This is a genomic window from Streptomyces sp. Y309, from assembly GCF_056712025.1.
In genome coordinates this window covers 7,895,337-7,909,263 of sequence record NZ_CM160048.1, presented here as the reverse complement: position 1 = coordinate 7,909,263, position 13,927 = coordinate 7,895,337, and the positions used below count along the sequence as shown (strand labels likewise).

The following is a 13,927-nucleotide window of genomic DNA, read 5'->3' as shown; positions in this document are numbered from 1 at the left end:
CATGGAGCACGCGCTGCCGCTGACCGGCATCACCGTACTCAGCCTGGAACAGGCCGTCGCCGCCCCCTTCGCCACCCGCCATCTCGCGGACCTGGGCGCCAGAGTGATCAAGGTGGAACGGCCCGGCGGGGGCGACTTCGCCCGCCGCTACGACACCACCGTGCACGGCGAGGCCAGCTATTTCGTCTGGCTGAACCGCTCCAAGGAGTCGCTCACCCTGGACGTGAAGTCACCGGAGGGCCAGGAGATCCTGCGCGAACTCCTCGCCGGCGCGGACGTGTTCGTACAGAACCTCGCGCCGGGCGCGGCCGACCGCCTCGGCCTCGCGGCACCGGACCTCCAGGCCCGCCACCCCTCCCTGATCACCTGCACCGTCAGCGGCTACGGCAACACGGGCCCGTGGTCGGACCGCAAGGCGTACGACATGCTCGTGCAGTGCCAGACAGGCCTGCTCTCACTGACCGGCACGCCAGAGGAGTCCGTGCGCGTGGGCATCTCGGTCGCCGACATCGCGGCGGGGATGTACGCCTACAGCGGCATCCTGTCGGCGCTGTTCACGCGCGCGACGACCGGCCGCGCGCCCGCCGTGGAGGTGTCCCTCTTCGACGCGCTCGCGGAGTGGATGAGCCAGCCCGCGTACTACACGCGGTACGGCGGCACGCAGCCGCCGCGCGTCGGCGCCCGGCACGCCACGGTCGCGCCGTACGGCGTGTTCACCGCGGCCGACGGCAAGGAGGTGCTGCTCGCCGTGCAGAACGAGCCGGAGTGGGCGGCGCTGTGCGAGCGGTTCCTGGGGCGTCCGGAGCTGGTGGCCGACCGGCGCTTCGCCACCGGATCCGCGCGGGTCGCACACCGCGAGGAGCTGGACGCCATCATCGCGGAGCGCTTCGCGCTCCTCGACGGCGAGGAGGCGACGGCGCTCCTCGACGCCGCGAACATCGCCAACGCGGGCGTCAACACCGTCTCGGACTTCCTTGCGCACCCCGTGCTCACCGAGCGCGGCCGCTGGCGCGACGTGGGCCTGCCGGGGGCGGCCCCCGACGTCCAGGCGCTGCTTCCGCCCGCCCAACTGTCCGGCGTGCGCCCCCGCATGGACCCGGTCCCGGGCGCGGGCGAGCACACGGAGAAGATCCTGGCCGAGCTGGGCCGGGAAGCGGCGGACATCGAACGGCTGCGGGTCCAGGGCGTGATCGGCCGCTGAGCGCGCCCCGGGTCGGAGGCCGAGCCTGTCGACCTGTCAGGCGCCGAGCCCTCGGCCCGTCACACGCCGACCCCTCGGCCTGTCAGGCGCCGAGCCCCTCGATCACCACCGCGTTCGGCAGCCCCGCGAACACCTTGCCCGGCACGATCAGCTTGCCGCGGCGGCTGCCGCTGCCGATCAGGGCGTACGGCAGGTCGGCCACGGCGGCGTCGACGAGGACCGGCCAACTGCCGGGCAGGCCGATGGGGGTGATGCCGCCGTACTCCATGCCGGTCTCGCCGACGGCGGTGTCCATGGCAGCGAACGACGCCTTGCGGGCACCGAGTTGGCGCCGCACGACGCCGTTCACGTCGACGCGCGTCGCGGACAGGACCAGGCACGCGGCGAGCGTCGTCTCGCCCGCCCGCTTCCCGGCGACGACGACGCAGTTCGCGGACTGCGCGAGCAGTTCGGGGCCGTAGTGCTCCACGAACGTGGCGGTGTCGGCCCACGCCGGATCGGTGTCGACATGGATCAACTCGTCGGCGGACACGGCCCCGCTCCAGCCGCGCACGGCGTCGGCCACGGGGGCGACCAGCAGATCGAGGGCTTCCGGGGCGGGGCGGACGACATCGAAATCACCGAGAGGAGCACGCATGCCCGCACGGTAACTCAGTACGCGCCCGCGTGAGCGGGCGGGACCGACACCGCCATCGTCATCTCGACGGGCTCCGCACCCTTGTTGTGGTACCCGTGCGTCACATTGGCCTCGAACGTCGCCGCCGACCCGGCCGCCACGAGGTGCTCCTCGCCGTCCACGACCAGCGTCAGCTCGCCCGTCCTGACGTGCAGCAGCTCCAGCGTCCCCGGCGGGTGCGCGTCGGAGTCGCTGCCGTCGCCCGGCATCAGGCGCCACGCCCACAGCTCGAAGGGGCCCCGCGATTCCGTGCCGACCAGCAGGGTCGTGCTGCTGCCCGCCTCTGTGGACCACATCCGCACGGCCTGCTCGGGCGGCACGAGGCGGACGTGCGGCCCCTGTTCGTAGTCGAGCAGTGTGGTGATGCTGATGCCGAGCGCGTCCGCGAGCTTGACCGTGATGCCGACGCTGGGGTTCGTGCGGGCCTGCTCGATCTGGATGATCATGCCGCGGCTGACACCCGCGCGGGCCGCGAGCGCGTCGAGCGTGAAGTTCCGTTCGGTGCGCCAGCGCTTGAGGTTGCGCGCGAGCGACTGAGTCAGCTGGTCGAGGTCCGACACGTTCCGTCCAATATTTTGGATGACAGAGTTCACTGTACTGAACTACGGTGTGGTGCACCTGATGGTTCCCGAGGGTTCACCACACTGTACTGCGAGGCTCCGATGACAGCACTGTTCGCCCTGGCCACCAGCCTGATGTGGGGCCTTGCCGACTTCGGCGGCGGACTGCTGACCCGGCGCATCCCGGCGCTCACGGTGGTCGTCGCCTCGCAGTGCGTCGCCGTCGTCGTGCTCGGCGCGATCGTGGTGGCGACGGGCGGGTGGACCGAGTGGGGGCCGGACCTCTGGTTCGCGGTCGGCGCGGGACTCGTCGGGCCGGTCGCGATGCTCGCCTTCTACAAGGCCCTGGCGCTCGGCCCGATGGGCGTGGTCTCACCGCTCGGGTCGCTGGGCGTCGCCGTGCCCGTGGGTGTCGGGCTCTTCCTCGGCGAGCGGCCGGGCCTCGCCCAGTTCGCGGGCATCGCGGTGGCCGTCGCGGGCATCGTCCTGGCGGGCGGCCCGGAGCTGCGCGGCGCCCCGGTGCAGCGGCAGGCGGTGCTGCTCACGCTGCTCGCGGCGTTCGGCTTCGGCGCGGTGATGGCCCTGATCGCGGAGGCGTCGAGCACGGTCACCGGCCTGTTCCTCGCGCTGTTCGTGCAGCGCGTGACGAACGTGGTCGCGGGCGGCACGGCGCTGTACGTCTCCGTGCGGCGCGGCGCCGCGGCGCTCCCCGAGGGCGCGGGCATGGGCGTGATCTGGTCCGCGCTCCCCGCGCTCGCCTTCGTGGGCCTCGCGGACGTCGCCGCCAACGGCACGTACGCCATCGCGGCGCAGCGCGGCCCCGTCACCATCGCCGCGGTCCTCGCCTCGCTCTACCCGGTCGTGACGGCACTAGCGGCACGCGGCGTGTTGAAGGAGCGGCTGCGCGGGGTGCAGGCGGCGGGGGCGAGCCTCGCTCTGGTCGGCACGGTACTGCTGGCGACGGGCTGAGCCGCAACTTGTAGCGCGCCACACAGCGGGCGCGACGAAGCCTGCTGCGGTACGAAGCGCGCCCCAAAGGGGCGCGGGGAACTGCGCGGCAAGCCCCCACCGGCCCGCAGGCAAAGCACCGCACATCCAGCAAGCGGCGCTCAGACGTTCCCCTCCACGTCGACCAACCGCGCGACCTCCAGGTCGGTCAACTCACCCAACGCGAGGAGTTGTTCCGGCGTGACACCCTCCGGAATGGGCACCGGCGGGGGCGTCCGCAGCGGCGGCTCCCACCCCCGCTCCGCGCACCACGTCCGCACGACCCGGGCGGGCGCCCCGGCCACCACCGCATGGTCGGGCACCTCGCCCCGCACCACCGCGCCGGCCGCCACCACCACATTGCGGCCGAGCCGCGCGCCGGGCAGGACCACGGCCCCCGTGCCGATCCAGCAGCCGGGCCCGATCTCCACCGGCTCCATCCGCGGCCACTGCTTGCCGATCGGCGTCTCGGGGTCGTCGTACGAATGGTTCGTCGAGGTCACGTACACATACGGCCCGAAGTAGCAGTCATCGCCGATGGTCACCGTCGTGTCCGCGATGACGTGGCTGCCGCGGCCGAGCACCACGCCGTCGCCAATGCGCAGGATCGGGTCCGGGCCGAGGTCGAGGTCGGGCATCAACCCGGCGGTCAGCGTGACCTGTTCGCCCACGATGCAGTGCGCGCCGAGCCGGATCCAGGGCGCCCCGAAGATCGTGCCCTGCGGGAAGGCGAGCTTCGTGCCCTCCCCGATCGCGCCGAACCGCAGCCGTCCGGGCCGCCGCGCGGTCACCGCGCCCGTGCGCTGCACCCAGTCCCACCCTGCGTGGACGGCACGCTGTGCCGCGCCGCGCCGCCAGGCGGCCAGCGATGAGAACACGTTCTTGTTCCTGGGCACCCGTTCACGGTACTCAGCCGGGCGCGCGCCGAGCACATCCACCGGCTGTGATCTTCACCCCACGCCGCGGCGGTGGCCCCGCCGTCCCGTACGGTTCGCTCAGGCGCGACGACGTGACGACGCGATGCCGCCGGTGACGGCCGACGCCACGGCGGCACGGGAAAGAGGGAGAGAGCCGATGAGCCACCAGGCACTCGTCATGGGCTTCGGCGGCAAGGACCCGAAGGTCGACCCAGAGGCCTTCACGGCACCCACGTCGGTGGTGATCGGCGAGGTGACGCTGAGCGCGGGCGCGAGCACCTGGTACGGCGCGGTGCTCCGCGCCGACTGCGGGCCGATCGAGGTCGGCGCCGACAGCAACATCCAGGACAACTGCAGCCTGCACGTCGACCCGGGCTTCCCGATCTCCGTCGGCGAGCGCGTCTCGGTCGGCCACAACGCGGTCCTGCACGGCTGCACGGTCGAGGACGACTGCCTGATCGGGATGGGCGCCACGGTGCTCAACGGCGCGGTGATCGGCGCCGGTTCGCTCGTCGCCGCGCAGGCGCTGGTGCCGCAGGGCATGGTGGTGCCGCCGGGCTCCCTGGTCGCGGGCGTGCCCGCGAAGGTCAAGCGGGAGCTCACCGAGGAGGAGCGCGCGGGCATCTCCCTCAACGGCACGCTGTACGTGGAACTGGCGAAGGCCCACCGCGAGGCGCACGCGTCCTGACGCACGGCCTGCCCGAGGCGGTGACCCGGGCAGGCTTGGTGCCGACGGTGCCGCTCGGCGCGTCAGCCGTCCCGCTGCACGCAGGTCCGGTCCTTGCCCGGCAGTTTGCCGGTGTCCAGGTAGGAGTTGACCTTCGCGTCCACGCAGGCGTTGCCGTAGTAGGCGTAGACCGCGTGCCGGTTGGCGCCCTTCAGGGTGATCAGCTTGGAGCTGGGCAGCATGCCGTGCAGCGCCACGGTGCCCTGGTAGTCGGTGCGCGGGTCACCGGTCGCGCCCACGAGCAGCGCCGGGGTGTCGTGGCGCACCTGGGTGGGCCGCTCACTCGGGCGGTCCCAGAAGGCGCACGGGCCGATGTTGTTGGTCAGCGGCCCGGTGACCGGGTGGGCGGCGCGGCTGCGCTGGATGTCGCGCCAGTACCGCTCGGGGTCGCGCGGGGCGGCCCTGTCGCCGCACAGGATGGCCGTCTGCACGCTGCCGTAGTGCGAATCCTTGCCCGTTGTGAGGCTTTCCAGGTCCGACTTGAACTCCGGTGAGACCCGCGTCGGCCGGCCCTCCGCCGCCTTGGCCAGGACGGACATCTGCTCGCCGAAGACCGCCCGTGCCTCGTCGGTGTCGTCGGATATGCCCATGAACAGCAGGGTCGGCACCTGGGTGTCGTCGAGCCGGAAGACGTCCGGGGCGGTGCCCACGGTGAGCCCGCGCCGCGCCGACACGTCGATGGCGTGGTCGAGGGTGGCGAGCACCCGGGACCGGGTGCGGCCGAGGCCGTAGGTGTCGTGCCGCTGTGCCGCCCAGGCCGCGAATCCGGCGAGCGCCCGCTCGTTCTCGATTTCGGTGCCGCGCAGCAGGCGGGGCCCGTAGCGGCGCGGGTCGATGGCGCCGTCGAGGACCACCCGGTCGTAGCGGCCGGGGAACATCTGCGTGTAGACGGTGCCCAGGTAGGTGCCGTACGAGTAGCCCAAGTACGAGATCTTCTTCTCGCCGAGGGCGCCCCTGATGACGTCCATGTCGCGGGCCGTGTTGCGCGTGGTGACGTGCGGCAGCACCGAGCCGTTGGTGGCACGGCACTTGGCGGCCAGGTCCTTGTGCAGGGCGACCTGCCGGTCGAAGCCCGCCCGGCCCGCTCCCGAGGAGAAGATGGCGGAGCTCACGGGCCACTTGCAGTCCAGCGGAGTGCTGCGCCCCACGAAGCGCGGGTCGACGCCGACGATGTCGTAGCGCGCGCCGACGGCCTTCATCGCCTTGCGGATGTCCGGCCCGTCACCGAGGGAGGGCCCGCCGGGGCCACCGCCGTTCAGCAGCAGCGGGCCGACGCGGTGGCGGGTGTCGGTGGCCTTGAGCCGGGATATCGCGACGGTGATCGTACGGCCGCCGGGATCGGAGTAGTCGAGCGGTACGGTCACGTCGGCGCAGCGCGCGCCCGCCTCCTCCAGGGCGTTGCCCGTCTCGTCGTCCGGGCCGAGGACGCAACTGCGCCAGTCCAGGCGCTGGTCGTAGTAGCGGTCGAGGCCGGTCGTGGAGGCCGCGGCGCCGCTGTCGCGTGGAGCGGCGGAGTGCGTGGTCGCCGAGGCCACGGAGGGGACGAGCGTCGCCGCCGACACCACGGCCAGCACGGCCGCACCCCGCCCTCGCCGGGGCCTTGATAAGAGGGACCTGTTCTCGGTGCGCCGTACACATGTCATGTCGTCCGACGCTAGAGGCGAAGGCCCCCGCACTCACTGGGGCCCGCACCCGGATCCCCCGGGGAGCGGTCCCCCGCAGGGCTACGGGGGCAGGCTCCACCTCACCGTGAGGAACCAGCCACGCGTACGGCGGCTCACCGTACGGCGGCTGCCGATTCGCTCTCCATGGCGGCGGACCCGACGGCCGCCTCCTCCGCGGCCCCCACCTCGGCCTCCGCCCCTGCGTCCGCCTCCGCGCGAGCGGCATGCTCCTCCGCCGCCTTCTTCGCCCGCCGCTTGACCAGCAGCATCGAGCCGATGCCGATCAGGACGGCGATGCCGAGACCGACGTACGAGAAGCGCTTGAGCCAGTCCTCCGCGACCACGCCGATGTAGTAGATGACGGCGGTCGTGCCGCCCGCCCACACGATGCCGCCGAGGACATTGGCGATCGCGAACTTCCAGTACGGCATGCGCAGGACGCCCGCGAGCGGCCCGGCGAAGATGCGCAGGAGCGCGACGAAGCGGCCGAAGAAGACCGCCCACATGCCCCACTTCTGGAAGGACCGCTCGGCACTGCCGACGTTGGCCTCACTGAAGTGCTTGGGGAACTTGCGCCCCAGCCAGGCGAGCAGGGGCCGGCCGCCCTTGCGCCCGATCGCGTACCCGATGGAGTCGCCGATCACCGCGCCCGCGGTGGCGCACGCCCCCAGGATCACCGGGTTCACCTCACCGTGCTGCGACGAGAGCAGCGCGGCCGAGACGAGGACGATCTCGCCGGGCAGCGGGATGCCCAGTGACTCCAGGCCGATGACCAGTCCGACGAGCGCGTAGACGCTGACGGCCGGTACGTTCTCCAGCCACTCCTGGACGTGCAACCCCGGTTCCTTCCGCTGTGCTGGCCGCTCCCCCGGCGTACGCGTCCTGGTCGATCACGCACGCCGGTGAAGACTACCTGTTCAGCGGGGTGCGGCCGCGTCCCACAGATCACACCGGTGCGCGCGGTGCGCGGTGCCGACGACCGCGTTCCCGCCTGCCGAGGCGGTGCGCAGCGCGAGCACGTCGCCGGGTCGGATCCGCTGGTCGGGAGCCGTCGGCTCGCCGTCCGCGCGGGGCACGCCGGTGTGGATGAAGGAGCCCCAGTAGCGCGTCATCTGCCGGGCGAGGGCGCGCTGTTCGGCGTTCAGCGGCGTTTCGAGGCCGAAGTGTTTGAAGAGATATTGCACTTCGTTTACGTGCGTCGCGCCGAAGACGAAGTCCGTGCCGAGATTGCGCAGACTGGCGAACGGCGGCGACGTACGGTCCGCGAACTCGTAGGCGTAGACGGGGCCGCGCCGCGCGAGCGAGCCGCCGAGGCGCAGCGCCGGGCAGGCGAAGATCTCGTCGCCGAGAGTCGCGGCGAGGGCGTGTGTGGGGGTGGCGTAGCGCGCGAGCGGGTAGCGCCGCAGCACCCGCTCCCCGAGCTCTGCGCCGTACGTACGGTCGAGCACGGCCGGGTACTGCTCGGCGGTGAGCGGCCTGCCCTGGCCGTCGTGCTGTGCGAACGCGAAGAGTGTGCCCTCGTCGGTGTTGGCGCCGTTCAGGACGGGCACGCCCGCCGAGCCGCCCCGCGCGAAGGCCTCCTCCGGCTGGACCGGCAGGAAGCGCCCGCCGACGACCGGCCCCCAGTCGAACCCGGCCTGCGCGGCGAGGATGTCCTTCGCAGGCTTGGCACGCAGACACGCCAACGCGGTCGCCGGGTCCGGGCAGCCCGCCTTCCGCGCGAACGCGGCGCCATCCTCGGCCGCCCGCCCCCGCTCGCGGCCCGCGCAGTCGTCGTACGCGCCGCTCTCGACGACGGCCGAGCGGAACAGGCCGCGGCCGGTGGGCGAGGCGAGGTGCGTGCACACGGAGCGGCCGCCCGCGGACTCGCCCGCGAGGGTCACCCGGCGCGGGTCGCCGCCGAACCGCCCGGCGTTGGCGCGCACCCAGCGCAGCGCGGCCTGCTGGTCGAGCAGCCCGTAGTTGCCTGACACCCGGTCGGAGGCCTCGCCGTCGAGTTGCGGTCCGGCGAGGAAACCCATGGCGCCCAGGCGGTAGTTGACGGTGACGACGACCGTGCCGGTGGTGCGGGCGAAGCGGTCCGGCACGATGTCCGCACCCGCGCCGGCGGTGAGCCCGCCGCCGTGCAGCCACACCATGACGGGGCGCCGCCCCTCGCGCGCTCCGGCTGCAGCCGTCCCGGCGCGCCCTTCGGGAACGTACACATTGAGATCGAGGCAGTCCTCGGTGTGCGTCGGCTTCTCGTAGCCCGGATCCCAACTCGTCCCCTGCACACACCGGTTGCCGAATTCCGTGGCGTCGCGCACGCCGTGCCACGGCTCGGCGGGGCGCGGTTCCGTCCAGCGCAGCTCGCCGACGGGCTGACGCGCGTACGGGATCCCGAGGAACTGCCGTCCCTCGCCGGTGACTTGTCCACGCACCCAGCCCGCGTCAGTACGCACCAGGGACGCGCCACCCGCGAGATCCCCCTGCCCACCGGTCTCCGCCTGCGCCGCTTGGGGCGCGAGCCCCGCGGCGCCGGTCGCCGCCAGCACACCGACGACCGCGACAACGCGCCGCCCGCGCCCCCGCCATCCGCATCCGCTCCTCATCCGCGCGCCCCCTTCACATGAACGGACCCGGACAGCAGCAACTCCCGTGAGGACACCCCCACTTGAACCGTCCGCAGCCCCGTACCGAGCACCCAGTCGTGCCGCCGCACGTCCCACAGCGACAGCGTCCGCGCCGCGACCCGCACGGTGACGCGCCGCTCCTCCCCCGCCCGCAGGGCCACCCGCCGATAGCCGCCGAGCACGCGCACCGCCTGCTTGAGCCGCACGTCCGGCGAGGCCCCGACGTACACCTGAGCCACGGTGACCCCGTCGCGCCGCCCGGTGTTGCGCACCCGGAAGCTCACATCGAACCCGCCGCCGCGCCCCGCCGGACGCGTCTCCAGATCCTCGTAGGCGAAGGTCGTGTACGACAGCCCGTGCCCGAAGGGGAACAGCGGCCGCACGCCCTCCGCGTCGTACCAGCGATGACCGACGTGGATGCCCTCCGAGTACTCCTCGACTCCGTCGACACCCGGATAGCGGCGCGGGTCGCCCGCCGTCGGATGCCGGTCGTCGTCGACGGGGAAGGTCTGCGTGAGTCGGCCGCCCGGATCGCAGTCGCCGAACAGGACGGCGGCGGTGGCGGCCGCGCCCTCCTGCCCCGGGTAGTACATCTGCAGCACGGCGGCGGTGCGTTCCAGCCAGGGCATCGAGGTGGCCGACGACGTGTTGAGGACGACGGTGGTACGGGGATTGGCGGCAGCCACCGCCTCGATCAGGGCCTCCTGATGGCCGGGCAGGGCGACGGTCGTGCGGTCCTGGCCCTCGGTGGCGTCCTCGTACGCGAAGAGCACGACACTGTGCGCGGACCGGGCGGCGCGCACCGCCTCGGCGACGTCCAGCGCGCGGGTCGCGGAGGTGATCCGGCGCAGCCGGAACGTCTGCCCCTTCGCCCCGCCCTTCGCGGAGATCTCGAGCCGGTGCCCGCCGCGCGTCAGCGGCACCGTCTTCCTGCGGACGGAGAGTCCGTCGGGCGCGGTCGACACGAGCCCGCCGGTGAAGTACTCGCCGAAGCCCGGCGCGGGCGGGAACAGCTCCACGCCGTCGAGCCGCACCGTCGGCCGCGCGCCGGAGTAGTGGATGACGACCGTCCACTCGTCTTCCGCGTCCGCGGTCAGGGTCCCTTCGTACGTCCACTCCTCGCCCGCGCCGACGTGTTGCCCCTCCGGGTCGAAGCCGCCGGGCGAGAGCGCCGCGCGGGGAATCGCCTTGCCGAAGAGGTCCTCGCCGAGCGCGTGGCGGACGCGCGCGCCGTGCCCCGCACGGGACTTGATCGCGTCCAGCGGGCTCACGGCACGGTCCGGGATCACGTGCGCGCTGCCGCCTCCGCTGACGAACGGCAGCGCACCGGTCGGGCCGATCACGGCGAGGGAGCGGGCGGCGCGGCCGGTGAGCGGTAGCGCGCCGCGCCGGTTGCGCAGCAGGGTGGCACCGGCCCTGGCGACCTCCAGCGCGACCGCCGCGCCCGCGTCGGGGTCCCGGGCCGGGCGCGGCGGCGCGCTCCCGTCGAGCAGCCCGAACCGGTCGAGCACACCGAGCAGCCGCCGCACCGACCGGTCCACGTGCCCCTCGGGCACACCGCCGCTCTCCACGGCCCTCTTCAGCGCCGCGCCGAAGTACGTGCCGTCCGGCATCTCCATGTCCAGACCCGCGCCGATCGCGGCGGCGGTCGAGTGGGCCGCGAACCAGTCGGTCATCACCCACCCGTCGAACCCCCACCGCTCGCGCAGCACCTCGTCGAGCAGCTCCTTGTTCTCGCAGGCGAAGGTCGAATTGACCTTGTTGTACGCCCCCATGACCGAGCCCACGCCCACGGCGACCGCGGCCTCGAAGCCCCGCAGTTCCGTCTCGTGCATGGTCCGCTCGTCGACGCGCACGTCGATGGACATGCGGTCCTTCTCCTGGTTGTTCATCGCGAAGTGCTTGACCGTCGCGATCAGCCCTTCCTCCTGGATGCCCTTGATCTCCTGGGCGACCAGGTCGGCGGCGAGCAGCGGGTCCTCGCTGAACGTCTCGAAGTTGCGGCCCGCGTACGGGGTGCGGATGAGGTTGACCATCGGCGAGAGCAGGACGTCCTGACCGAGCGCCCGCCCCTCACGCCCGATCACCCGCCCGTAGCGGCGGGCCAGTTCGGGGTCGAAGGCGGCGGCGAGCAGCACGGGGGCGGGCAGTGCGGTGGCGTGCGCCGTGACGCGTACGCCCGCCGGGCCGTCCGCGAGCCGCAGCTCCGGGATGCCTAGCCGCGGCACACCGGGCACGTACCCGGCCTGCCCGAGCCTCTTCGGGTCGCTCGCCCCGTGCAGCAGGGAGATCTTCTCGTCGAGCGTGAGCCTGCGGACCAGGGACTCGACGCGGGGCCCGGCCGCCGGGCCCTGCCTCCGGTGGGCGTGGGCGTGCGCGGGGACCGGGAGTCCGGCGGTGGCAGCGGCGGCCACCGCGGCCGCCCCTCCCATCAGCCGCAGGGTGGTGCGCCGGGACACGGTGTCGGACATGGGCCGTCACTTCCTTCGGTGCGCGAATGACGTACACGTGCCAATTCGGGGCAGGCCTTCGGGCCTTGAACGAACTCTGCGAAGAAGTGGAGCTGACGCACCGTGGGACACCACCGGTGCGGCGGGAAAACTATGACTGGAGGTGACTCGTGTCAATGACTTGAACAAGAGCGGCGGCGTACCGGCACCGCACCTCCGGCTCAGATCACTGGGTGGAGACTTTGTGGACGGCGGTGTCGTCGGGGTTCAGCCGTCGCCCGTCCGCGGACAGCACTTCCAGTGCGCGGAGGCTCTGTCCCTGTCGGCGGTCGACCAACTCCGAGTGCGCTTCGCCGGGTTCGAAGAAGTTCTGCTCGCCCCACTGCCGCAGGGCCACGATGACGGGGAAGAGCGCCTTGCCCTTCGGAGTCAGTACGTACTCGCGGTAGGCGCTGCCGTCCGAGGCGGGGACGGATTCGAGGACACCGCCGGCGACCAGGGTGCGCAGCCGCGCGGTGAGGATGTTCTTCGCGACGCCGAGGCTGCGCTGGAACTCCCCGAAGCGCCGGCTTCCGTCGAAGGCGTCCCGCACGATCAGCAGGGACCACCAGTCACCGATCGCGTCCACCGACCGGGCGACGGGGCATTCACTGTCGTCGAAGCGCGTCCTGGTCACCATGGCGTCCCTCACTCTCATTCTGGTTGCAACATGCTACCAAACGGGTTAGCGTCGCCGTCGTTATTGGTAGCAAGATGCAACCAGAATGCGGAGGGGTGCCGATGTCCGGCAACTGTGCGGCTGCGACACGACGGGGCGAGGCCCGGAGCGGGGCCCGGAGCGGGGAGGGTTCCGCGGTGGGCGGGGAGGATCCCGGGCTGGGCGGGGAGGATTCCGCGCTCCGCGGGGAGGTTTCCGCGCCGAGCGGGGAGAGTCCCGCGTTCGTTATGTCCCGTGGCGTCGTCATGCTGTTCGCCGTGGCCTGCGGGGCCGCGGTGGCCAACGTCTACTTCTCCCAGCCGCTCCTGGTGACCATGGGCCACGACCTCGCCATGAGCCCGGCACTCGTCGGCAGCGTTGTCACCCTCACGCAAGTCGGGTACGGCCTCGGCCTGTTCTTCCTCGTGCCGCTGGGCGACGTGGCCGACCGCAGACGGCTCATCGTGGCCCAACTGCTGCTCCTCGTGGTGGCGCTGGCCGTGGTGGCCGCCGCCCACACGGCGGCGATCCTGCTCGCGGGCATGGCGGCGACGGGGCTGCTCGCGGTCGTCACGCAGACGCTGGTGGCCTTCGCGGCCTCACTGGCCCCGCCCGCCGGGCGCGGCCGGGTCGTCGGCCTGGTCACCAGCGGCGTGGTCATCGGAATCCTGCTCGCCCGCACCGCCTCCGGCGTCATGGCCGATCTCGCGGGCTGGCGCTCCGTCTACCTCGCCTCGGCGTCGCTCACGGCGCTGCTCGCCCTGGTCCTGTACCGCGTGCTGCCGCGCCACAGTGGCGTCGCGCCGACAACCCTGCGCTACGGACAGCTCCTGCGCTCCACGGTCACTCTGTTCGCACGGGAGCGGCTACTGCGACTGCGGGCCCTGTTCGGCCTGCTGATCTTCGCCTCGTTCAGCACTCTGTGGAGCAGCGTCGCGCTGCCGCTCAGCGAGGCCCCGTACTTCTGGTCCCACAGCGCGATCGGGGCACTGGGATTGATCGGTGCCGCAGGCGCGCTGGCCGCGACCGTGGCGGGCCGCCTGAACGACCGCGGCCTGTCCCACCGGACCACCGGCATCGCCCTGGCCCTGCTCGCCGCCTCGTGGCTGCCCCTGGCCTTCACCCGCAGCTCGCTCTGGGCTCTGGTCGTCGGGGTGATCCTGCTCGACCTCGCCGTGCAGGCGGTCCACGTCACCAACCAGACCCTGATCTACGCGCTGCACCCGGACGCGGGCAGCCGGCTGATCGGCGGATACATGGTCTTCTACTCCGTCGGCAGCGCCACCGGCGCCATCGCCGCGACCTCCCTCTACGAGGCGGCCGGCTGGGGCGCCGTCTGCGCATTGGGTGCCGCGTTCAGCTGCCTGGGACTCGCGCTGTGGGCGTTCACGCGGCACAGCACCCCGGACCCCGCCGCCAACGTGACCTGACGAAGC

Annotated in this window: 12 protein-coding genes; 4 read left to right on the top strand and 8 right to left on the bottom strand. The window is 72.6% G+C overall.

The genetic code is table 11. The features are described 5' to 3' along the window. Position 1 precedes the first annotated feature (1 nt). Positions 2-1,201 carry a CaiB/BaiF CoA transferase family protein gene (locus AC0KTA_RS32990; protein WP_481051848.1) on the top strand — a complete coding sequence of 400 codons (1,200 nt, stop codon included), beginning with the start codon at positions 2-4 and terminating at the stop codon, positions 1,199-1,201. An 82-nt stretch (positions 1,202-1,283) separates the two neighbouring features. Here the strand turns inward: AC0KTA_RS32990 and AC0KTA_RS32985 are convergent, their stop codons facing one another. Further along, positions 1,284-1,838 (bottom strand): YbaK/EbsC family protein, encoded by a 555-nt coding sequence (locus tag AC0KTA_RS32985; protein ID WP_481051847.1) that lies wholly within the window; start codon positions 1,836-1,838, stop codon positions 1,284-1,286. A gap of 14 nt (positions 1,839-1,852) precedes the next feature. Beyond that, the gene (locus AC0KTA_RS32980) at positions 1,853-2,437 is read right to left on the bottom strand and encodes a helix-turn-helix domain-containing protein (protein WP_481051846.1); all 585 of its coding nucleotides are present in this window, start codon (positions 2,435-2,437) and stop codon (positions 1,853-1,855) included. A 102-nt stretch (positions 2,438-2,539) separates the two neighbouring features. Here AC0KTA_RS32980 and AC0KTA_RS32975 point away from each other — a divergent pair, with 102 nt between their 5' ends. Beyond that, complete coding sequence (locus tag AC0KTA_RS32975; protein ID WP_481051845.1) at positions 2,540-3,406, top strand: EamA family transporter; 867 nt, start codon at positions 2,540-2,542, stop codon at positions 3,404-3,406. A gap of 140 nt (positions 3,407-3,546) precedes the next feature. Here the strand turns inward: AC0KTA_RS32975 and AC0KTA_RS32970 are convergent, their stop codons facing one another. Then, a complete protein-coding gene (locus tag AC0KTA_RS32970) occupies positions 3,547-4,320 on the bottom strand; it encodes an acyltransferase (protein ID WP_481051844.1) in 774 nt (257 codons plus the stop codon). A 178-nt stretch (positions 4,321-4,498) separates the two neighbouring features. Here AC0KTA_RS32970 and AC0KTA_RS32965 point away from each other — a divergent pair, with 178 nt between their 5' ends. Further along, the gene (locus tag AC0KTA_RS32965; protein WP_481051843.1) at positions 4,499-5,029 is read left to right on the top strand and encodes a gamma carbonic anhydrase family protein; all 531 of its coding nucleotides are present in this window, start codon (positions 4,499-4,501) and stop codon (positions 5,027-5,029) included. 62 nt (positions 5,030-5,091) lie between these two features. Here AC0KTA_RS32965 and AC0KTA_RS32960 read toward each other — a convergent pair whose 3' ends face one another. The 5 genes from AC0KTA_RS32960 to AC0KTA_RS32940 all read right to left on the bottom strand — a co-directional run bounded on the left by AC0KTA_RS32960 (position 5,092) and on the right by AC0KTA_RS32940 (position 12,473). Next, positions 5,092-6,711: an alpha/beta hydrolase gene (locus tag AC0KTA_RS32960; RefSeq protein ID WP_481051842.1), complete on the bottom strand. Its 1,620-nt coding sequence runs from the start codon at positions 6,709-6,711 to the stop codon at positions 5,092-5,094. Between the two features lie 134 nt (positions 6,712-6,845). Further along, positions 6,846-7,568: a DedA family protein gene (locus AC0KTA_RS32955; protein ID WP_481051841.1), complete on the bottom strand. Its 723-nt coding sequence runs from the start codon at positions 7,566-7,568 to the stop codon at positions 6,846-6,848. 81 nt (positions 7,569-7,649) lie between these two features. Next, positions 7,650-9,323 carry a carboxylesterase/lipase family protein gene (locus AC0KTA_RS32950; protein WP_481051840.1) on the bottom strand — a complete coding sequence of 558 codons (1,674 nt, stop codon included), beginning with the start codon at positions 9,321-9,323 and terminating at the stop codon, positions 7,650-7,652. Further along, the gene (locus AC0KTA_RS32945; protein WP_481051839.1) at positions 9,320-11,815 is read right to left on the bottom strand and encodes a beta-glucosidase family protein; all 2,496 of its coding nucleotides are present in this window, start codon (positions 11,813-11,815) and stop codon (positions 9,320-9,322) included. Before AC0KTA_RS32945 ends, AC0KTA_RS32950 begins: the two co-directional genes overlap by 4 nt. A 205-nt stretch (positions 11,816-12,020) precedes the next feature. Beyond that, on the bottom strand, positions 12,021-12,473 hold the full coding sequence (locus AC0KTA_RS32940; protein WP_481051838.1) for a winged helix-turn-helix transcriptional regulator: 453 nt from the start codon (positions 12,471-12,473) through the stop codon (positions 12,021-12,023). A 266-nt stretch (positions 12,474-12,739) separates the two neighbouring features. Here AC0KTA_RS32940 and AC0KTA_RS32935 point away from each other — a divergent pair, with 266 nt between their 5' ends. Beyond that, the gene (locus AC0KTA_RS32935) at positions 12,740-13,921 is read left to right on the top strand and encodes an MFS transporter (RefSeq protein WP_481051837.1); all 1,182 of its coding nucleotides are present in this window, start codon (positions 12,740-12,742) and stop codon (positions 13,919-13,921) included. Positions 13,922-13,927: the final 6 nt, after the last annotated feature.

Excerpts from the sequence above, each read along its gene's own strand:
- AC0KTA_RS32990 (WP_481051848.1), top strand. The coding sequence starts at position 2 with ATGGAGCACGCGCTGCCGCTGACCGGCATCACCGTACTCAGCCTGGAA.
- AC0KTA_RS32985 (WP_481051847.1), bottom strand. The coding sequence starts at position 1,838 with ATGCGTGCTCCTCTCGGTGATTTCGATGTCGTCCGCCCCGCCCCGGAA.
- AC0KTA_RS32975 (WP_481051845.1), top strand. The coding sequence starts at position 2,540 with ATGACAGCACTGTTCGCCCTGGCCACCAGCCTGATGTGGGGCCTTGCC.
- AC0KTA_RS32965 (WP_481051843.1), top strand. The coding sequence starts at position 4,499 with ATGAGCCACCAGGCACTCGTCATGGGCTTCGGCGGCAAGGACCCGAAG.
- AC0KTA_RS32960 (WP_481051842.1), bottom strand. The coding sequence starts at position 6,711 with ATGACATGTGTACGGCGCACCGAGAACAGGTCCCTCTTATCAAGGCCC.
- AC0KTA_RS32950 (WP_481051840.1), bottom strand. The coding sequence starts at position 9,323 with ATGAGGAGCGGATGCGGATGGCGGGGGCGCGGGCGGCGCGTTGTCGCG.
- AC0KTA_RS32945 (WP_481051839.1), bottom strand. The coding sequence starts at position 11,815 with ATGTCCGACACCGTGTCCCGGCGCACCACCCTGCGGCTGATGGGAGGG.
- AC0KTA_RS32940 (WP_481051838.1), bottom strand. The coding sequence starts at position 12,473 with ATGGTGACCAGGACGCGCTTCGACGACAGTGAATGCCCCGTCGCCCGG.
- AC0KTA_RS32935 (WP_481051837.1), top strand. The coding sequence starts at position 12,740 with ATGTCCCGTGGCGTCGTCATGCTGTTCGCCGTGGCCTGCGGGGCCGCG.